Here is a 20,402-nt window from a genome sequence, read left to right as displayed (position 1 = left end):
TCACGCCGGCACCGGAATCGGTTTGTGCCTGGCGAAATGGCAAGAGGCGAACTGGGCGGCAGCGACCTCGCGAAGCGGTGGGCGCTCGACCTTGCAGATATCCTGAGCAATCGGACAGCGAGTGTGGAAACTGCAGCCGGTTGGGATGCGCGTTGGGCTCGGCACATCCCCTTGGAGCACAATGCGGCTGGCCTTGCGATCCGGGTCGGGCTCGGGGGCTGCCGAAAGCAAGGCCTGCGTATAGGGATGTTGGGGAGCGTTGTAGACGGAGCGCTTCGGGCCGATCTCGACAATGCGACCGAGATACATGACGGCGACACGATCGGCGATATGACGCACCACGGCAAGATCATGGGCGATGAAGAGAAAGGAAAAGCCCTTCTTCTTCTGCAGATCCTGCATCAGGTTGATGATCTGCGCCTGCACGGAAACGTCGAGCGCGGAGACCGGCTCATCGGCGACGATGAAGCTTGGTTCAAGCGAGATTGCCCGGGCAATGCCGATCCGTTGGCGCTGGCCGCCGGAAAACTGGCGTGGATAGCGGTCCATGGCGCTCGGTGACAGACCGACCTGGTTCAGGAGGTCGGCGACGCGCTCCCGCTTCTCCCGCTTGGATCGGGTAAGACCGAAAGCATCGAGAGGCTCGCCGATGATATCGGCGACGCTGCGGCGGGGGCTGAGCGAGCCATAGGGGTCCTGAAAGATCATCTGCAGCTTCTGGCGCATCGCCCGCATCTTCTCATGCGAGAGCGTGGTGAGGTCGGTTCCGTCGAAAACGACACGTCCGGCGCTCGGCTCGATCAGCCGCAACAGCAGGCGGCCGAACGTGGATTTTCCGCAGCCGGATTCGCCGACGAGCGCCAACGTCTCGCCCTTCATCACTTCCAGGCTGACGTCGTCAACGGCCCTCACCTCTTGCTTCGGCTGTCCGAATGAAAGGCCTCCGCCACTCGAGAAGACCTTCTGGATATTTTCGGCGCGTAGGATAGCCGTCATCACATTTTCTCCCCGATCGCTTGCAACGGCGCCGCTGCTTCTCCGGTGACCCAGCAGGCGGCCTTGTGCGAGGCGCCGAAGGAAAACATCGGCGGCATCTCGCGCGAGCATTTCTCGACGCGAAGTGGGCAGCGCGTATAGAAAGGACACCCCACTTTCACCGAGCCGGCGGCCGGGACCGAGCCAGGAATCTGGTAGAGTTGGCCGCCGTCCTCGTCGCTCAGGCGCGGTATCGATCGCAGCAATCCCCGGGTATAGGGATGGCTGGGATAGGCGAAGATCGAACGGACGTCGCCGTCTTCAACGACATGACCGGCATACATGACGATTACCCGGTCGCAGACCTCGGCGATGACGCCGAGGTCGTGCGAGATCAGCAGCACGGCCGTGTTCAGTGTGCGGCGGATCTTCTGCATCAGGTCGAGCACCTGCGCCTGGATCGTGACGTCGAGAGCGGTGGTCGGCTCATCGGCGATCAGCAGCTTTGGATTGCAAGCGACTGCCATGGCGATCATCACCCGTTGGCGCATGCCGCCTGAAAACTGGTGCGGATAGGCACCGAGGCGACCTTCCGCGTCGGGTATGCCGACGAGTTTCAGGAGCTCAATCACGCGAGCGCGGCGCTGCTCCCGGCTGATGTTTTCGTGCAGCTTGATCGCTTCGCCAATCTGGTCGCCGATCGTCATGACCGGATTGAGCGAGCTCATCGGCTCCTGGAAGATCATGGCGATGTCGCGGCCGCGGATCTGCGGCATGCTGCGCGCAGGCAGCGTCAGGAGATTGGTGCCGTTGAACTCCACGCTGCCGGCGGAAATCCGGCAGATCTCCGGCAGCAGGCGCATGATGGCAAGCGAGGTGACCGACTTGCCCGACCCGGATTCGCCGACGATGCCGACCGCGCCACCAGCCTCGACTTCCAGGCTGACGCCGTTGACAACGCGAATGGGATTGGCCGGGGGACCGAAATCGACCGTCAAGTTTTGGATTTTCAGCAAGGGTGCGGTCATTGGGCGGTCTCCGGGTCCAGTACGTCCCGCACGGCATCGCCCAGCAGGTTGAAGGCTAGCACGACGCAGGTGATGGCGATGCCCGCACCGATGACCGGCCAGGAGGAGCCGAACAGGTTGTTGAGGCCATCACGGATGATATTGCCCCAGCTCGGGTTCGGGGGCTGTGTGCCTATGCCGAGAAAGCTCAGCGAGGCTTCGAGGCGGATGGCAGAGGCAACCCAGAGCGTCATCAGCACGACGATCGGCGCGGCAATATTTGGGATGATGTGACGGAAGATGATGACCGGCGTACGCACGCCGACGGCGATCGCGGCCTCGACATAGGGCTCCTGCTTGACAGCGAGCGTCGATGCGCGTGCCACGCGCGCAAAACCCGGAATGAAGGCGACGGTGATAACGGTGATGATGTTCCAGAAGCCGCCGCCGAGCACGGCCGCGATGATGATTGCGAGCAGCAATTCCGGAAAGGCAAGAAGCAGGTCGATGACGCGCGAGATGATGCGGTCTGTAATACCGCCGAAATAGCCCGCGACGACGCCGAGAATCGTGCCAAAAATCGCCGCCAGGATCGGCGAGGTGATGCCGAAGATCAGCGAATTTCGCGAACCGTAGATCATGCGAGAGAGTACGTCGCGGCCGAACTGGTCGGTGCCGAGCCAATGCTGCATGGACGGCGTCTTGTTGATCGCGAGGATGCTTTGGGCCAGCGGGTCGTAGGGCGCCAGCCACGGCGCAAAGACCGCCACGAAGATAAAGCAGACAACGATGACAAGAGCAAAGCTTGTGGAGATTCGGCCGTAGAGAATCCATTTTATGGCATCCGCCAGACGATGATCATCTGCAATGACAGGGGGAGTTGGTTCAAATGTCGTAGTCATCACTTCACCCGAATTCGCGGATCGACAACGATGTAGAGGAGGTCCATCAGCAGGTTGACCAGCACCACGAGCATTGCGAAGACCACCACGCCGCCTTGAATCACGGCATAGTCGCGCTCGGCGATGGCGCTGATGAGAAGCTTGCCGATGCCTGGGCGGTTGAAGACCAATTCGATGGCAACCGAGCCGGAGAGCGTCGCCAGCATGCTCAGTCCCATGCCTGTCGTCAGCGGCAGCAAGGCATTGCGCAAACCGTGGCGATAGATCACGCGCGTCTCGCGTGCACCCTTGGCACGGGCGGTACGCACGTAGTCGCGACCGAGCACCTCGAGCAGCGATGTTCGTGTCAGGCGGCCCATGAAGGCGGCTTTGACAAAGGCGAGCGTCAGTGCCGGCAGGAAGACATGGTGCATCCGATCGACGAAACCCGTGCCGCCGCCATTGATCGGGAACCAGCCGAGATTGAGCGAGAAGACGATCAAAAGCAGCGCGCCGAGATAGAAGTCCGGTATGGCATAGCCGACCAGCGAGAAGGCACGCATGGCCGAGTCCGGCGTCTTGTTGCGGTTCGTCGCGGCATAGACGCCGAAGGGAACGCCGACGGCAAGACCCATCACCATGGCGACGATTGTAAGCTCGATCGTATAGGGCAGATTGTAGGCGATCAGGCCGAGGACGCTCTGGCCCGTCATCAGCGACTTGCCAAGATCGAGCGTGAAGACCCCGATGACGAAGTTGATATATTGGTGCCAGAGGGGCACGTTGAGGCCCATCTTTTCGCGGAACAGAGCCAGCTGGTCGGCCGTCGCCATGTCGCCGAGCGCCGCAATCGCCGGGTCGCCCGGCAGGATGCGCATGGCAATGAAGACCAGCGTCAGCACCAGCAGTATCGTCGGGATGGCATCAGCCAGCCTGAGCAACAGGTATCGGGCCATGTAGAGCTCTCCTCCGTTTCCGCCGCGATCGGCGGCGTCATTTCGTTTTCTCCACGTCTGCTGCTTCAGGCTGTAGACGTGGAGAGGTGAAGGCGCGGCCACCTGGCCGCGAACCTCAGCTTTGCAGGACCGTGTAGTATGGCTCGTTGGCCAGCTTGCCATCGAGGCCAGGCGTCAGCACGGCCTGTCCGTTCTTTTTCGAGCTGACAAAATATTGCAGGTGGAACTCGGACTGGGTGTAGTCGCCGGAAATTGAGGCCGCGTAACCTTCGCCGGTTCGCGACATCGTCGTCGATTTCCACCGTTCGGCCTGATTGACGTGGCGGTAGTGCAGGATCGGTTCGCCGTCCATTTCGCCGCTGACGCGGACATCGAACCCGGCGCCGGCATTGAAGGACAAGGCCGCCTCGACTTCCAGACTGCCCGCGACGACGGCCCGGCGTGCCTTGATGGCATCGATAGCCGCTTGAACCGTCTCGTCGGCTTTGACGGATTCATACTTTCCGCCGCCGCGCAGCGATTCAAGATCGAGAAGCTCGGCCTGGATCTGCGGCAGACGCATGTGCCAGGAGCCGCGCAGCCAGGATTGTGGCCCATAGGTCAAATCGTCCTGGTACAAATCGCGCGAGATGTCGGCGACCCGTTCCCAGGCCATGACGGAGCGGCGCGCGTGATCGAGAAGCGGCTCCACCAGCGATGAGACCTTGGTGGCGACGAAGAGTTCCGCCCAGCAGGCAGCCCGGAACTTCTCGGCAAAGAAGCGAGCGAGCCCGCCGCAGATTTCGACATCGACAACGATGCGCTGCACGGCCGGGGTCGCGAAGCTGGCCGTCTTCTTGGCGTCGAGCACGGCCTGGTCGCAGCCTTCTGCAAGCTCTTCCAGCCAGTCGGCGATGTCGAGCGGCGTATAGCGGTGCGACGCCTTGCCGGCCAGGAGCAATTCCGCATATTCGCGCGCCGTCACGAAGAGGGCGGAATCGAAGGTCGGCGCATTGCCGAAACGAACCGGCCCGTCCATGTCGAAACCATAAGCGCGCTGCCCCGTACCCTCGATCAGCGGCAGGTTGGTATAGACCTCCGGCCAGTAGTGGTTGTTCGAGACCGAGGGGCCGTGGGTGAGGCTGACGAGCGGCAGCACCTTGCCGGCAAAAGACAGGCCCTTTTCGCAATATTCGGCCGCATCGCCGCATTCATGCGCGAGGTAGCGCATCCAGCTATCGCGCGGGGCTTCCGGATAATAAAGCAGGCGGCCCCAGACGCGGTACTGGTAGTCGTATTTCTGCCAGTCATAGCGCGTCGCCATGCCTTGTTTCTGGTAATTGAAACGGCCGCCGGGGATGCCGGTGCCCATACGGCCTTTGAAACTTTGCGGCTCGCACCACTCCACGCCATCGGAGCCGGCGAACATCGAGCTGCGGCCGTAACCCGCGGCAAGATCGGGATCGCCCCAGAGGAGCACGCGCTGCGTGCCGGCCCAGATGCGGTAGATGACCTTGTAGTCCTTGTCCTTGGTCAGGAGGTCGCCGTAGCTGTAGCGCAGGAACTTGCGGGAACCTTCGCTCAGCTTCTCGCGCTCGCTACGCGCCACTTCCGGCGGATATTCGCGGTCGCGGATAGCGGACTGGTGATAGGGCAGCCCCATATGCTCGGCCAGATATTTGGGCGAAGCGGCGAAAGGCATGCCGGTTTCGCGGGCAATCTGCAGCATCGTGTGGTCGAGGCCCTTGCCGTGCATGTCGATCTCGATCGGCCGCCCGGCGGCGGCAACACCCGCAAAGGCTTCCTTCCAGAAGCCATAGTCGCCTTCTGCAATGCCGCCTTCCACATGGACGCGAAAAGTCAGACCGGTGATCTCCGGAACCTCAGTCAGCAGCTGCGTCAGCGCCGCCCGGCAATACGGTGCCAGATTGGCGTCGGTCACGCCCGCCACGGTGTAGTTGGCGCGTGGCACATCGTCGAAGTCATACCGCTGGGTCCATAGCGCGAGCTGGAATTCCAGTCCGCGCTTCGCCGCCTCGCGGGCGATGAACTTCAGCATCTCCAGATTGGTGTCGCGCTCCTCTTCGGAAAGCTCGACGATCTCGACCTCGAAGCCCGGCACCTTCATGAGGAAGGGATAGGGGAAGTAGAAGTAGACGTCTGTGATCCACGGATTGTGATAGGGGTAGTTGTATCCCATGCCGAGCGTCAGCGAGAAGCGGTTGAAGCGGTTCGAAGCGAGCATGGTGAGATAGTCGCGCCATTGCTGCTTGTCGTAGAACCAGGCCTTGTCCTCCTCCTCGCTGCAAAAGAGACGTGCCATGCTGCGGATGCGCGCCGAGGGCCTTTCAACCAGTGGAAAGGTTCCCTCGAAAACGTCCTCGCCTTGCGCATAGCGGGCCCGGTCGGCGAGCTCCGTCAGAGCGAAGACGAGACCACGGTCATCGCGGCCCCAGGCGACAACATGCGCGCCCTCGCGATAGAGCGAAAAGGACTCTTCCTTCTCCGGCAATTCGACCGGCGACTTCAGCGACGGCCTGCCATTTCCGCTAACCACCTCGACCAGCGTGCCCCCATTGGTCGCGCTGCCTTCGGTCGAAGAAACGCCGCGGCGTTTCAGGACCGCCCTCAATTCCGAGGCGGCCCAGCGGACAGAATCTGATGCTCCTGTCGGGAGGGCGATGGTGACCGATGCATAAGTCATTGCCTGCAAATCCTTTGCGATTAGACCTGATGGAGGCCTGGCGCCTCCGTTCAATTCGAGCCGGCTTGACCCTCGGGCAAAGCCTCGCCCCCGCCGCGAGCGGGAGTGACACGACCACCCTCCCCCGGAACAAACAGCCCCGGGGATCTTTCAGAGCGGCGGATGAAAGGCGCGGATGACCGCTAGTCGCGTCTCAGACGAACTTTGCCTTGGTAAGGCGCCAATGCGCATAACCCGACTTCAGCTCGTAGCCGAGATCGACCGAAGGCGAACGAACGACCAGATAGCCGTTGTCCGAGATCGGCAGCAGCGGCATGTCGCTGAGGAACTTCACCTCGATCTCCTGCACCAGCTTGATGCGCTTACCGAGATCGGGCTCGTCCATGGCTTTGCCGAGAAGATCGTCAATGCCAAGGATCGCGACGCCGTAATGACTGAAGTTCGGGCCCCCTGATCCATCCGACTTGACCTCGGCATTGGCCGACAGCTGTTCGATGATCGCCTGAGTCGGAACCGGCGGATAGGCCGCCGAGCGCTGGTACATGGTATTGGTGCCCTTGCCCTGGTCGGCATGAAAGGCCGTGTGGTCCTTGATGTTCAGCTTCATGTCGATGCCGCCGGCGCGAAGCTGCTGCTGAATGATCAGCATCACCGAGGAATAGTCCTCGCGCTGAGAGGTGTCGGCCGTGAAGCTGAAGCCGTTCGGGAAGCCCGCTTCGCCGAGAAGCTGCTTGGCCTTCTCCGGATTGTAGTCGTAGCGAACTTCTTCGGGGATGCTGTCCTTGGTAAAGCCGCCCAGATAGGAGGGCGGATTGATGCCGTAGGTCCGCTGGCTGACCGGCGACATCGCAGCGGCGATTTCGTCGCGGTTGATGAGATAGGCGACGGCATGGCGGACACGGATATCGTCGAAGGGCTTTACCTGCAGGTTCATCTGGATGGTGAAGAAGCTTCCAGGCGATGCGACGTCGAAGAGAAGCGCGGAATTGCGCTGCTGCATGGAGGGAACCCAGCCCGGAGAGCGCACGCCCTCGATCATGTGGACGTCACCCGAAAGCAAGGCCAGTGTGCGCGCCGTCGTATCGGCGATATACATGACCTGCATGTTCGGGATGTTCGGCGCGCCGCCAAAATAATCCGCATTGGCCTTGAGCTTGACGCCCTGAGACGGGTCGCTCTCGACGCTTTCGAGCTGGTAAGGCCCCGTGCCGATCGGATCCTTCTCGATCGCTTCCTTGCCCTTTTCCTTGTAAGCCTTGGCCGAAATGACGCTGGCCGAATAGTGGCTGAGCGGCCCGATCGGGAATAGCGGATCCGGCTGCGATAGCGTGAAGGTTACCTTATACGGCCCGTCTGTCTTCACGTCGGCGATGTTGTCGAAAAGGACGCGGTTGGCGCTGATCTCCTTGGTATCGCGCAGCCGGTCAAACGTGAACTTCACGTCGTCGGCGGTCATCTCGCCATAGCCCTTGTGGAACTGGACGCCCTTGCGAAGCTGGAAGGTCCAGACCTTTGCATCGGGGGACATGGTCCAGCTTTCGGCAAGGCTCGGCTGAACCTCGCTGATGTTTTCAGGGAAATGGCCGAGCGGCAGCTCCACCAGCAGGTCGTGAATATGGATGATTGCCCATTCGTCGGCGCCCTGGATCGATTTCGCCGGGTCGATCGTCCTCACGCCGCGGGCGGCAAAAGCGAGCCTTAGCGTATCCTGGCTTTGCGCGAAGGCCTTTGTGCCCAGCGTCGTCATTAGGCCTGCGCCGACCATCGCGGCGGCGGAATTTCCAATGAATCTGCGTCTGCTAATCGCCATGCTTCGATCCTCCCTTATCGAGCCGCTTTGCCTATTCCAGCGTGCTCCCAAGATCCGGAACGGCTGGACATTGCCCAAAGATGGTAGCGCTACCACCTACCCTTGGTCAAGTTTTGGCAAGGCAGTTATTCGTGTGAAACTGGAACTTCACTTGTGCAAAAATTGATGCGGCAGCCCGCAAACTCAAAGGGCGGATAAGGCCAACCGCCAGCCGTTTTCCGTGCTGCCACAACGATTTCATCGCCTTTACGCCGTCTTCGCGGCACGATGGAACCGCCAGCGTGCATAGCCGCTCTGCACCTTGTAGCCGAGGTCGAGACGAGCGTTGCGCGCCACCGTGAAGGACAGGCTCGCCAAGCCGATCAGCGGCAGGTCGCGCAGGACCTGAAGCTCGATCTTCTTGCAATTGTCCACATAGGTGTTGAAGTCGGTCGACTGCAGCGCCTTGTCCAGGATGTCGTCAATGCCGGGTATCGCTACACCGTAATGGCTGTAGTTCAGGCCACCGGAACTATCAGATTTCACTTCGGACTTCACCGAAAGCTGCTGGAAATAGAGCTGCGTCGGGATCGGGGGATAGCTCGACGAATGCAGGGCAAGCGTATTCTTGTCCATCTTGTTGTCTGCGTGATAGGCCGTATGGTCGCCGATCTTCAGGTTCATCCGCATGCCCACGGCGCGCAGTTGCTCCTGCACGATCAGCATGATCGAGGAATAATCCTCGCGCTGGCTGCAATTGCTGTCGAAGTCGAAACCATCCGGGAATCCCGCCTCCGCCAAAAGCGCCTTCGCCTTCTCCGGATCCGGCTTGTATTGCAGTTCCGGTGGCAGGTCTTCGGTCTTGAACCCGGCCGGGAAGAAATCGGGCTGCAGTCCGGCTGTAAAACCGCCCATCGGCTTCAGCGCATCGGCGATCGCATGCCGGTCGATCGCATACATCAGCGCCTGGCGCACCTTCAGATTATCGAAAGGCTTGCGGTTCAGGTTGACATGCAGCGTGTTGAAGGAGCCCGGCGATGTCATGTCGATGATCAGGGTCGGATCACGCTGCAACATGGAATCCACCCACCCCGGCGCGCGTACAGCCTCGATCATGTCGACGTCACCGGACAGAAGCGCAAGCGTGCGCGACGTCGTGTCCGCCATATAGACGCATTCGACATTTGGCGTCTTTGCCTTGTCTCCCCAATAGGCTTCGTGGCGCTTCATCGCGGTCCCCCATTGGGGATCGAAACGTGTCAGCTCGTAGGGTCCGGTGCCGACGGCATCGGTCTGGAATTTTTCAGCGCCAATCGCATCGACGGCCTTCTTGGAAACGATCGAGGTGTTGTTGGAGAAGATGGTCGTGCCGAGCAAGTTCACATCGGCCGTCTTCAGCGAGACCGTCACACTATAGGGGCCGTCAGCGACGACGTCGGCGATATTGCTGAGGATCGCCATGTTGGTGCCGCCGCCGATCGCCCGCTTGTACGAGAAGACCACATCATCGGCGGTCATCTCGCCGTAACCCTTGTGAAACTGCACGCCTTCGCGCAGCTTGAAAGTCCAGCTCTTGGCGTCCGGAGACATCTTCCATTCGGTGGCGAGCGTCGGCAGGTACTGGTCGGGAGCCGTCGCGAAAGTGCCGTCAGCGGGACGAACGAGCTGCTCGTAAATCTGCTCCGTCGCCCAGTTGTCGCCGCCCTGGGTCGTCAGGTTCGGGTCGCTGGTGCGCGGTCCGCCGGCGGCGATGCCGATGCGGATTACACTGGAATCGCTGGCCGCGCGCGCGCCCTTAATGCCCGTCATCGTTAGCGCGGTGGAAGCCACCGCAACTTCAAGAAACTGGCGTCTCTTCAGGTTCATTTCCTTTTCCTCCCGGGGGTCGGCGTTACACGCGCCGTCTGTCAAGTTCAGCATCGATGACGGAAAGGCCGAGACCGGGGCCGGACGGCACCGTGAACTTGCCGTTTGACGGTTTCGGCGGATTGGCGAAGGCGACATGCATACGCGTTGACGGATCGGCAAATTCAGCCGGCTTCGTCATATGCATGATGGTCGCAAGCACATGCAGGTTGGCGGCATGGCCGATGGTCGGCTGCGTCTGGTGCGGCACCAGCTCGACACCGTGCGCGGAGCAGATCGCGGCGCATTGCATGAGGCCGGTGATGCCGCCCATCTTGATGATATCAGGCTGCACCATGCGCACGCCGGCATTGATCATGTCGACAACAGCCTGGGTTGTGTAGGACTGTTCGGCGGCCGAAACGGTGATATCCAGTCGTTGCGCCACCTCACCCATGGCCCGGACATTGTAATGCTGTACCGGCTCTTCGAACCAGATATAGCCCAAGTCTTCCAGCGCTCGTCCGACACGGATCGCGCCGCCAACCGAATATTGGTTGTTGGCGTCGAACGCGAGCGGGAAATCGTCGCCGACGAGCTCGCGCACGGCCCGTGCTTTGGCGATATCGCCGGGGATATCATAGTCTTGACAGGTGCGATCCCCATCCCAGCGGATTTTGATGGCTGCCGGCGTCTCGGCCTTTAGCCGCGCCTCGACAACCCGCACGGTCTCCTCGACGGTTCGGCCAAAATTGTTTCCGATCGAGGCGTAAAAAGGAATTTCGGTTCGCCACGCGCCGCCAAGCAGCTTGTAGATCGGCAGGTTGAAATACTTACCCTTGATGTCCCAAAGGGCAATGTCGAGCGCGGCGAGTGCGCCGGTTACAGCACCTTCCGGACCGAGCTTGACGTATTTGTGCAGAAGCCGGTCGTAGAGGATTGAATGATCGAGCGCATCGGAGCCGATTAGCGAAGGGGCGAAATCTCTGATCACACCCAGGGAGTGCTCGCCGCCCATCATTGGTGAAGCCTCGCCGTGGCCGACGATGCCGTCTTCGGTCACCACACGAATGAACGCCGTGCGCCGTCCCGGCGCATCGTTTGCTTCCCAGCTGACTTGAAAAGCTTCCACGGATTTTATGACGGTCGGCTTGGACACATTCACTCCTTGTCTTCTTGCATGCAGCAGCGGGCTGAGCGCCAACTACCGGCGGCTTTAACGCCGCGTCTTGCGAAGGACATGCGAAAGGGATCGGAGCCACGCCTCCGCGCAACATCTATCCTCGCGATATCCTCCCAACAGCCGCGGACAGACGTTCCTCGGGGCCGTTCGAGAGGAGATTACGCATTTTGCATCCGTATGCAACAGGAAATTTAAATATCTCTTTGTGGAGCGAATCTCTGACCTCAAACTGACGGCTGCGCGGAAGGTGGCTTCAAATTCACGCTATCTCACAGACTTTCCTGCACTTTTTGTCCGTCATTTCCCCGCTTTTTACACATCCTCACCATTCGATTGAATCATTGAAAAAAATGAATGCGCATGCAACATCATGGGTGAGACGTGGTCCGTTGAAATACCAGAACGGACAACTTACGGTCTCGGAAGGAAAGCGGTCAGGAGAGATGACACTGCGCAAGGCTGGATCGCCGGATGACGGTATGAAACGCAAGCCTATCACGGCGCGCGAGCTTGCTCGCATGATCGGCGTCAGTCAGTCCGCCGTTTCGCGCGCCTTCACGCCAGGCGCCAGCATCGCCGCGGATCTGCGGGAAAAAATTCTGCAGCACGCGGCCGAAATGGATTACCACCCGAATGCCATCGCCAGCATGCTTTCAAAGAGCAGGACGAATATCATCGGCATCGTCGTCTCCGATATGCAGAACCCCTTTTATCCGGCGCTCATCGAAAAGCTTTCACGCGCACTGCAGGAGATCGGGCAACAGAGCCTACTCTTCAACATCGCCAGAGGCTCCAATCTCGAGGATCAGCTTTCGGCGTTGCGCCGCTACAACGTAGACGCTGTCATCGTCATCTCGGCGACGATCCTCTCCGCCCAGACACTCCTCTGGGCGACGGAAGGCCGGGCGGCGATCCTGATCAACAGGATCATCGAAGATGTCGATCTGAGCTGCGTGGCCTGCGACAATGCCCAGGGCGCACGGGCTGTTGCCGACCATTTCCATGCGCTCGGACGCGGTCACGTCGCCTATGTCGCCGGTCTCAGCCATACCAGCACCAACAGCGAGCGCCGGAACGCCTTCATCACCCGCGTTGCCGAACTCGGCATGGTTCTTTCGACACAGATCGAAGGCAGCGAATATAGTTATGATGCTGGTCGCCGAGCGGCGATGAAGGTGGTCGAGAACGCGCCGAAGACCGATGCGATCTTCTTCGCGAACGACATTCTTGCCATCGGCGGCATCGACGCGCTGAAAGAACAGGCCGGGCGTCGTGTTCCCGAAGATATTGCCATTGCAGGCTTTGACGATATCGCCATTGCCGGCTGGCCTCACTATGACCTCACCACCTTCCGCCAGCCGGTCGATGAAATGGTCCGGGTCGTTGTCCAGATGGTCGAAGAGGGCTCCTGTGCGCCCGGCAAGCCACCTATCGTCAAGCGCCTGTCCGGCGAGCTTGTTATACGCGGATCGACCGCCCCAGCCCATCATGGCTGCTCTGCAATGCCCGGCTGAGCGTAGTGACGGAAACACCGAGATGTACGCGAGCGTGCGTAGCGTCGCTCTAGGCCGTTGTTGGTTCATTGGATGATATCGCGTTTGTTCGTGGTGACACCATTATCGGTTTTATGATCGCAGGGTTGATCTACGCTCGTCGGGGCCATCGGCGAGGCTCCGCCCATCAGGCTTGCACTCTTTTCATCGCGAAAAAACCACCGTAATTCGTGTCTCCTCCCAGCTCCGCCTGCCATCGCATACCAGGCGAAGGCGCGTCCGCGCCGGCGCCAGTTCGCGCACGGCTTGACCGGTTAAAAGGGTAGCCGCAGAGGGCTTAGCGGAGCGCCGCTCGCAACGAGCGGAACCCCGGGACCGACGTCGATGCCCCTCACCGCCTTCAGTTCGAAAGCCCGGTTCGGCAGGCCCTCGGTCCATTCCGGCGCAAAGCCGATGCCAAGGCCGGCCGAGACCAGCGACACCAGCGAATAGGTATCGTCGCAACTATAGGCGATATTGCGGGTCAGATCGTACTCCTCGAACTTCTCGTTGAAGTACCTCTGTGTAGGAGAGGTTCTGCGATTGAAGGCGATGATCTTCTCAGAGCGCAGGTCGTCGATGACAATCTCCGCCTGCTCCGCCAGTGGGTTTGTCCTCGCCACCGCCAGCAGATAGCGCTCACGGGCGATCGAGGAGAAGCGCAAGGAGCCGATGTTCAACCGGTCTGATGAAGCCGAGATTGATCTGGCCGTTTTCCAGGGCGCGGATGATGTCACCGGTATTGCCGCTTGAGATATGGATGCGGATATCCGGATACTTGCGGGCGATCTTTGGCCTTCTTATTCGCTGGCGTCGAAGGGTATGCAGCCAAGCTTGAAACCTTCACCCTACTCCAACTCAATCTTCTCCCAGTTTGGAAAGGCTCGGATTTCCAGGTAGTGCAAAACAAGCTCGTCGATCAAACCCTCAATTTAATCGCAAATCGCAGCGACTGTTTAGCCCGGCTTCAACTTTGGCTCGGAGCTGTGAACGATTTGACCCCGGATGTCGTAAAAGCGATTTATCGTCGCTCAGGGCGCTCCGGTCATCGACAGTGGTTCCGCGCAACCGACTAGCCCTTAGCGCGTAACGGAACTTGAGTTCGTCTGTTGATTTTCGGATCAATTTGAGCCGGTTTTCCAATTCGCCGTGATCCACTCAGACCGAAAAAAGTTCCTTGTGGACAGTTCACTACATCAGATTTCGTGGGCACGCCAAATGGAAAACTGGCTCAAATCCCGCTGAAACTTAACACACGAACAACTCGACTGGCAGCGCTTGCGGAATGAGCTTGTAGCCATCCTTCTCCAGGTCGACCGTCCGCCCCAGGACGGAGGGTAAGTCCCCATGGAGCTTTTTCGTTAATCGGATTGTCATGCATCCACACTTCGTGTGACGTCGCCCGCTAACGCGGCTCGCGTTCCTTTGTTTCCGGAATGGCCGTGCGTATCAGATAAGCCGCGCCTCCATCGGGATGTGCCGGGCAACGTGTCACGGCTGCGACCTTTGCCAACGAATGGCGCCCGGTATAGAAATAGGACGAGGCCCTTTCCGCCACCAGGCCCTGAAAGGATCAGGCGCAATCACATGATCATGAAACTCTTTTCCAATTCCAGCCGCTCCCGAGAGCGTTTTCTCGAAGCCATCCTCCAGAGCGCGATCGAGTATGCGATCATCTCGATGGATCTGAGTGGCCTGGTGACCACGTGGAATGAAGGTGCGCGACGGATCCTCGGATGGGATGAAACTGAGATTGTCGGCAAGCCCGCAGCAGTAATCTTCACGCAGGAAGACCTGCAGGCGGGAATTCTTGAGGGGGAGATGGCCGCCGCGTTGGCCGAAGGTCACGGCAACGATGAGCGCTGGCATGTTCGCAAGGATGGCTCGTTGTTCTGGGCCTCGGGCCAGATGATGGCATTGACCTCGGACGAGGGCGAAGTCGAGGGCTTCGTAAAGATACTCAGAGACCAGACCGACCAGAGAGAGAACGAGGAGCGACAGCGTGTTCTGATGCATGAACTCTCTCACCGCATCAAGAATACGCTCGCCGTCGTACAGGCCATCACCACTCAATCCTTCCGAAACGCCAGTTCCATGGAGGACGCAGAACAGGCGATTTCGGCCCGCATCAATGCCTATTCGAAAGCACATGACATTTTGCTGCAGCAGAATTGGCTGGGGACGACCATGGCGACGATTATCGAGGCGACAGCGATTAATCTCGGACTTGAGACGTCCGGACGTTTCAAAGCAAGTGGTCCCGCGGTTGAGCTGGGTCCTCAAGCGGCGCTCGCGTTCTCGCTCGTGCTGCACGAACTCGTCACCAACGCCAACAAGTATGGTGCACTGTCGCAAGATACCGGGACTATCAAAATCGAATGGTCCGTGCGCGAGGAGTCGGGCGACAAGCGCCTGAGCTTCAGTTGGCGGGAGGCGGGAGGCCCCGCGGTGGAAGCTCCAAGAAAGAAGGGGTTCGGGTGCCGGCTAATCAACTCCAGCCTCAGTTCGTTCGGAGAAATCGTTGTCGACTACGCACCGACAGGGCTCATCCTGAAGCTGGATGCGTCGCTCGAGAAGCTGCAATACAAAACCTATTCCGACGCTGAGGAATGACTGGAGCCAGTCGAGAACCCGCCCCCCGCCCAAAGCGCGGCGCCGCCGACCGCGCGCTGCGTATGGGTATCGGGGACAACCAGCGCAGACTACGCTGCGAAGCCGCTTATCTCCGCTCGCCTGAAGAGCCCTCGGGCCCCTTCCACCATCGAACGAAGATGGTCAGGGTCGCGGACGCCTTGCCGATAAAGTTCGACGACGATGGCAGCGATCCGGGCGGCTCTTCCGAATCTCTTGTCACCCCGGCTTCGCGTAGCAGAGTGTCGAAGACCGGCTGGCACGCGGCAAGATCGCGCCCGTCGAATGCTGGCGTTTCCGAATGTTGATCGTTTTATTGCGTCCAAGAGCCGGCGCCGCTCGACGGCGCCGGCCTTCCCATGCAGTAACCTTATGCCACCTGCTTGTCGCCCTCGATTTGCAGCGGCGACTGGCCGCTTGTCGAATTGCCGATGGCGATCTTGCGCGGCTTCATCGCTTCCGAGATCGCGCGCTTCAGATCAACTGTGAGAAGACCGTTCGTCAGCGAGGCGTTTTCAACCCGTACGTGGTCGGCAAGTTCGAACCGGCGTTCGAAGGAACGGCCAGCGATGCCGCGATGCAAATACTCGCCCTCCTTGTTCTCGTTTTTCTGTCCCTTGACAATCAGCACATTGCGTTCCTGGGTAATCTCGCTGGGATTTCGTCATGAGCAGGCCGGAGAGGCCGCGCAGCGCAATCCGCACTATGGTCGGATAGGGAGGACAGGATTATGCAGCAGAAGACTCTGCAATCGCCCTCCCCTTCCGAAGCCGACATTGTGAGGGACAGGCTCGTTCTTGCGTCGAGATACTCCGAGTGTCTTCGACGGCTTGCGCGAAGTGCTGAACAGGTCCGCCATTCGGACCTCGCAGCCAAACTTATCGAAGTCGCGCGTTTCATGGAGCGAATGAGCGACGATATTGCTTTGAGCGATGACGGGATCGAAGTCTTGAGGCGCGCAGCGCGCCTCATCGGCACGGTGGAACGACTTGTTGACCGCGAGGCGAAGACCTCCGTCTTGCACTGAGGCCATCCTTGGTGTCGGACCCGTGGTGCCGCAAGCTGCGGCGCCGTGGCTAGTGGGCTGATCGGTGCCCTCACCGACTCCGGCGTCTCGGAAGATGATGTTCACCTCTATGCGGAAGGTGTTCGCCGCGGTGGCAGCTTGGTAACAGCCAAGGTCGACGATGCGCGCGCCTCGAGGCGCAGGCTATCCTCCAGGGTTCTGCTGGGTCGACCCGGTCGAACGTCGGCGTGCCTATAACGAGCAGGGATGGACCCGGTTCGACCACACGCTCGATCCAAATGCCCCTGAGCAGATCGCGCAACAGCGCGATCGGTATCGGCCGACAGCCATCTATCCAGCCTTGAGTTCAACCCTCCTCGCACGTTGCGGGAGGGTTGAAGCCTTTCCGCTTCGGGGGATTCGAGCCTCCGTCCCCTGGAACCTATCTCTTTTTGGAACTCGGATTTCCGGTCTCTCGCGGCCGTGCGACCGGCCGATCATCCTTTCGCTAGGCGAGCAAGGAGACGGTCAGAAAAGCGCCGCCTTCGATGGGGGACGCACCGGGAACACTTTTACGGGATGGAAGTTGACTGCCCGAGATCAAGCCGATCTCTTACCGAGGAGTGTAACATGCCATCTACCAGTGGATCACAGTCAAAGGGAGGCTCGAAGTCGGGCGGCAGCAGCAAGAGCGCGTCGGAAAAGGCTTCGAGCTCCTCCGGCAAGCAGGGCGGTAGCCACGAGCAGCACGTAAAAGCTGGCGAGCAGAGCCACAAAAATACGAAGTAGACGAGTTCTGCCTTATGGGGCTCTCGTCCTTGTTGAGCAGGTGAACAGGCGCGGAGTCTTCCCGCGCCTGAATTGTGTTGAGGATGCTTGAATTCACCGTCCTGACGATCGGCGCCATCGCGCGAATACTCGGCGGTGGCCGCGCTCGCCACTGGTTGAAATCAGCTGCCATATACTCAGCGTGGGCAACGGGATGCGCCTGCAGTGGGCATACGAATACCCGTATCCATCACGTCGAGCGCCCAATCGTCGGCGACGTTACCGTCCGCACGACAATGCCGCTCGCTCGGGCGGTGGGAAAGACCGGCATAGACGGGAACATTTCTTCAAAGCCGATGTTGAAGCGCCATCGACGAACCGTGAGGAGGAAGATTAGTGAGAGCTCTGACGTGGCACGGCAAGCATGATATCCGCTGTGATAGCGTCCCCGATCCGAGGATCGAGGACGGGCGTGACGCCATCATCAAGGTAACCGCCTGCGCGATCTGTGGATCGGATCTGCATCTCTACGATGGCGTCATGCCGGAGATGCACAGTGGCGACATCATGGGCCATGAGACCATGGGCGAAGTGATGGAGGTCGGCAAGGACAACACCAAGCTCAAGGTAGGTGATCGAGTCGTCGTACCCTTCACCATTTCCTGCGGCGAATGTTTTTTCTGCAAGCGTGGCTTCTATTCCGGCTGCGAGCGCTCCAACCCCGATCGCTCGAAGGTCACGAAACTCTGGGGCAATTCACCGGCGGGACTTTTCGGGTATTCGCATCTTCTCGGCGGCTATGCCGGCGGACAGGCCGAATATTTGCGCGTGCCCTATGCCGATGTCGGGCCGATCAAGGTGCCGGACGGGCTTTCCGACGAGCAGGTGCTTTTCCTTTCGGATATTTTCCCGACCGGCTACATGGCGGCCGACTTCTGCAATATCCAGCCCCGCGACACGATAGCGATCTGGGGCTGCGGACCGGTCGGGCAAATGGCGATACGTTCGGCCTTCTTGCTCGGGGCGGAGCGAGTCATCGCCATCGACGCGGTGCCTGAGCGGATGGCACTTGCGCAAGCGGCCGGAGCCATTGCGCTCGATTTCATGGACAAGGATATCTACGATCAGATCATGGAATTGACGGATGGTCGTGGGGCCGATGCCTGCATCGACGCCGTGGGAACCGAAGCCGAAGCAGCTGCCAGCTGGGATTCGCGCCTCGACCGGATCAAGGTTGCGCTGTTCATGGGAACCGACCGACCACACGTGCTGCGCCAGGCCATCCACTGCTGCCGCAACTTCGGCACGGTCTCGATCGTCGGCGTCTATGGCGGTTTCCTCGACAAAGTCCCCATGGGTTCGGCGATCAATCGCGGCCTGACCTTCAAGATGGCCCAGACACCGGTCCAGCACTATCTGCCGATATTGATGGAGCGTATCCAGAACGGGGAAATCGACCCGTCCTTCGTCATCACCCATCGCGGTACGCTGGAAGATGGCCCGGCTCTCTACAAGACGTTCCGCGACAAGCAGGACGGATGCATCAAGGTCGTTCTGAAACCTTAAAGGAGAAGCATCATGGCCACCCATCAAACAGGTAAAGGCCTCGCCGTCGTCACCGGCGCATCCACCGGCATCGGCCTCGAACTGGCGAAATGCGCAGCGCAGGACGGCTATGACCTCATCATTGCCGCGGACGAGGAGCGCATCAACCTGGTAGCCACGAATCTCAAGGAGTTCGGCACGACAGTGGACGCTGTCGAAGCCGACCTATCAACGCTCGAAGGCGTGGATCGGCTCGTCGAGCGCATAACCGCCAGCGGCCGCTCGGTCGATCTGCTCATGGCCAATGCCGGCCGCGGCCTCGCCAAGGGCTTCCTCGACCAGAGTTTCGGCGAGGCGCGCAAGGTCATCGATACCAATGTCACAGGGACGATCTATCTGATCCATGAGATCGGTAACCAGATGCGCAGCCGCGGCGAAGGCCGCATTCTGCTCACAGGCTCGATCGCAGGTTTCATTCCAGGCTCCTACCAGGCCGTGTATAACGGCACTAAGGCTTTCATCAACAGCTTCTCCTTTGCGTTACGTGAGGAGTTGAAGGAATCAGGTGTGACCGTCAGCTGCCTCATGCCGGGGGCGACGGAGACCGAGTTCTTCAAGCGGGCCGATCTCATGGACACCGCGATCGGCCAGGCGAAGAAGGACGATGCCGCCGACGTCGCGCGGATCGGCTATGACGCGTTGATGGACGGCAAAGGCGACGTCGTCAGCGGCTGGAAGAACAAATTGCAGGCAGCCGTTGCCAATGTCACTCCGGCAAGTGTGCTCGCCCACCAGCATTCAAAGATGGCCGAGCCGGGTTCGGGCACCAAATAGAGGTCGCCTTCCAGGGGCCACGCGGCGATCGGATCGCCACCCTCGCGTCGAGCGGTCTAACTGCGCTCGACGAATTTGTTGAAGCGGCTCTTCTTTCCCTCTTGGTCTCGTCCTGGAAAAGAAAGGCAAGCTTGCTCTTGTCGAAAATCTTGAAGAATTCGTCCCAGCCGATCTCCTCGAATTCCTCTTCCTTTTCTCCGAAATCGATGCGCAGCACGCCGCCTTTGCCGCCAGTCCGAATAACCGCCGGCCTGCCGTCCCTTGCCTCTGCCCATTTCCGGATCGCCTGGTGGTCCGTCGTTGTCTCAGACCTGCTCATTGAAGCCTCCATCTCGGCTTACGCCTTCGCTTTGCTATCGCTCCGTGGCCAAAGCGGTCACAGCAGTAGTTGTCTTTGCTTCCAGTCACGATAAGGTGCGAGCAGGTCGCCGGGATAGCGCCGCTCGATCTCACTTTCGGTCAAAGCAATCCGGGGAAGAATCTCCTCTAATGTGTCCTCCTCGGCAGTGTCGCTGGCTTTTTCCAAAGCGCTCATAATCACGAACAACTCATCGTCAGTCATCGCCTCAAGTCGGGAGGCAAGGTCTTCGACCGGTTCGTTGACGACTGGGATCGTAGACATGGACATCTCAGGAAAACGATATCGCCGTGGCCCGCGGCAGGTGGCCCCATAGCTGGCTGCCGGACGGACGATTTCGCATGACTTTTCACGGCACCATCCCTCCAGGACAGCCGTCAACATAGCCAGATCATCAGGCCGGAGCGCG

General features: G+C 60.0%; 13 protein-coding genes and 5 pseudogenes. 5 read left to right on the top strand and 13 right to left on the bottom strand.

The genetic code is table 11. From position 1 onward, the window contains the following. The 8 genes from OIU37_RS22255 to OIU37_RS22220 form a co-directional block, all read right to left on the bottom strand. Nucleotides 1–996 carry an ABC transporter ATP-binding protein gene (locus tag OIU37_RS22255; protein WP_182208067.1) on the bottom strand — a complete coding sequence of 332 codons (996 nt, stop codon included), beginning with the start codon at nucleotides 994–996 and terminating at the stop codon, nucleotides 1–3. Then, nucleotides 996–2,003 (bottom strand): ABC transporter ATP-binding protein, encoded by a 1,008-nt coding sequence (locus tag OIU37_RS22250; RefSeq protein ID WP_180697298.1) that lies wholly within the window; start codon nucleotides 2,001–2,003, stop codon nucleotides 996–998. Before OIU37_RS22250 ends, OIU37_RS22255 begins: the two co-directional genes overlap by 1 nt. Next, the gene (locus OIU37_RS22245) at nucleotides 2,000–2,884 is read right to left on the bottom strand and encodes an ABC transporter permease (RefSeq protein WP_171376628.1); all 885 of its coding nucleotides are present in this window, start codon (nucleotides 2,882–2,884) and stop codon (nucleotides 2,000–2,002) included. The genes OIU37_RS22250 and OIU37_RS22245 overlap by 4 nt, the downstream gene beginning before the upstream one ends. After that, nucleotides 2,884–3,819 (bottom strand): ABC transporter permease, encoded by a 936-nt coding sequence (locus OIU37_RS22240; RefSeq protein WP_094087945.1) that lies wholly within the window; start codon nucleotides 3,817–3,819, stop codon nucleotides 2,884–2,886. Before OIU37_RS22240 ends, OIU37_RS22245 begins: the two co-directional genes overlap by 1 nt. A gap of 115 nt (nucleotides 3,820–3,934) precedes the next feature. Further along, nucleotides 3,935–6,502, bottom strand: coding sequence for a hypothetical protein (locus OIU37_RS22235; RefSeq protein WP_264258667.1), 2,568 nt, complete (start codon nucleotides 6,500–6,502; stop codon nucleotides 3,935–3,937). A 193-nt stretch (nucleotides 6,503–6,695) separates the two neighbouring features. Continuing rightward, nucleotides 6,696–8,312: an ABC transporter substrate-binding protein gene (locus tag OIU37_RS22230; protein ID WP_171603443.1), complete on the bottom strand. Its 1,617-nt coding sequence runs from the start codon at nucleotides 8,310–8,312 to the stop codon at nucleotides 6,696–6,698. Between the two features lie 246 nt (nucleotides 8,313–8,558). After that, nucleotides 8,559–10,157 (bottom strand): ABC transporter substrate-binding protein, encoded by a 1,599-nt coding sequence (locus OIU37_RS22225; RefSeq protein ID WP_264258666.1) that lies wholly within the window; start codon nucleotides 10,155–10,157, stop codon nucleotides 8,559–8,561. A 25-nt stretch (nucleotides 10,158–10,182) separates the two neighbouring features. Beyond that, nucleotides 10,183–11,295 (bottom strand): mandelate racemase/muconate lactonizing enzyme family protein, encoded by a 1,113-nt coding sequence (locus OIU37_RS22220; protein WP_171603441.1) that lies wholly within the window; start codon nucleotides 11,293–11,295, stop codon nucleotides 10,183–10,185. 503 nt (nucleotides 11,296–11,798) lie between these two features. On the opposite strand from OIU37_RS22220, the gene OIU37_RS22215 reads away from it, so the two are divergent. Next, nucleotides 11,799–12,833, top strand: a complete 1,035-nt coding sequence (locus OIU37_RS22215) for a LacI family DNA-binding transcriptional regulator (RefSeq protein WP_171603440.1) — start codon at nucleotides 11,799–11,801, stop codon at nucleotides 12,831–12,833. A gap of 344 nt (nucleotides 12,834–13,177) precedes the next feature. Here OIU37_RS22215 and OIU37_RS22210 read toward each other — a convergent pair. Further along, nucleotides 13,178–13,643 (bottom strand): annotated as a pseudogene (locus OIU37_RS22210) (LysR family substrate-binding domain-containing protein); the annotation flags it as partial. A gap of 795 nt (nucleotides 13,644–14,438) precedes the next feature. Between OIU37_RS22210 and OIU37_RS22205 the strand changes: the two are divergent. Continuing rightward, nucleotides 14,439–15,464: a sensor histidine kinase gene (locus tag OIU37_RS22205; protein ID WP_182208065.1), complete on the top strand. Its 1,026-nt coding sequence runs from the start codon at nucleotides 14,439–14,441 to the stop codon at nucleotides 15,462–15,464. A gap of 89 nt (nucleotides 15,465–15,553) precedes the next feature. Here OIU37_RS22205 and OIU37_RS22200 read toward each other — a convergent pair. Together OIU37_RS22200 and OIU37_RS22195 are read right to left on the bottom strand one after the other, a co-directional pair. Beyond that, nucleotides 15,554–15,783: pseudogene (locus OIU37_RS22200) on the bottom strand (hypothetical protein); the annotation flags it as partial. A gap of 69 nt (nucleotides 15,784–15,852) precedes the next feature. Then, nucleotides 15,853–16,134: pseudogene (locus OIU37_RS22195) on the bottom strand (Hsp20 family protein); the annotation flags it as partial. Between the two features lie 420 nt (nucleotides 16,135–16,554). On the opposite strand from OIU37_RS22195, the pseudogene OIU37_RS22190 reads away from it, so the two are divergent. The 3 genes and pseudogenes from OIU37_RS22190 to OIU37_RS22180 all read left to right on the top strand — a co-directional run. Then, nucleotides 16,555–16,834, top strand: a pseudogene (locus OIU37_RS22190) (hypothetical protein); the annotation flags it as partial. Nucleotides 16,835–17,652: 818 nt separating this feature from the next. Then, entirely contained in the window at nucleotides 17,653–18,822 is a 1,170-nt protein-coding gene (locus OIU37_RS22185) for a zinc-dependent alcohol dehydrogenase (RefSeq protein WP_171603437.1), read from the top strand. 12 nt (nucleotides 18,823–18,834) lie between these two features. Then, nucleotides 18,835–19,635 carry an SDR family oxidoreductase gene (locus OIU37_RS22180; protein ID WP_171603436.1) on the top strand — a complete coding sequence of 267 codons (801 nt, stop codon included), beginning with the start codon at nucleotides 18,835–18,837 and terminating at the stop codon, nucleotides 19,633–19,635. 56 nt (nucleotides 19,636–19,691) lie between these two features. Here the strand turns inward: OIU37_RS22180 and OIU37_RS22175 are convergent. Both OIU37_RS22175 and OIU37_RS22170 read right to left on the bottom strand, forming a co-directional pair. Further along, a pseudogene (locus tag OIU37_RS22175) lies at nucleotides 19,692–19,954 on the bottom strand (hypothetical protein). Nucleotides 19,955–20,011: 57 nt separating this feature from the next. Continuing rightward, nucleotides 20,012–20,257: a hypothetical protein gene (locus tag OIU37_RS22170; protein ID WP_171603910.1), complete on the bottom strand. Its 246-nt coding sequence runs from the start codon at nucleotides 20,255–20,257 to the stop codon at nucleotides 20,012–20,014. Nucleotides 20,258–20,402 lie beyond the last annotated feature (145 nt).

It is taken from the genome of Rhizobium sp. BT-226 (assembly GCF_025847085.2).
Lineage (GTDB): Bacteria > Pseudomonadota > Alphaproteobacteria > Rhizobiales > Rhizobiaceae > Rhizobium > Rhizobium sophorae.
The sequence above is the reverse complement of the archived record's forward strand: the minus strand, read 5'-3'. Positions and strand labels throughout refer to the sequence as shown.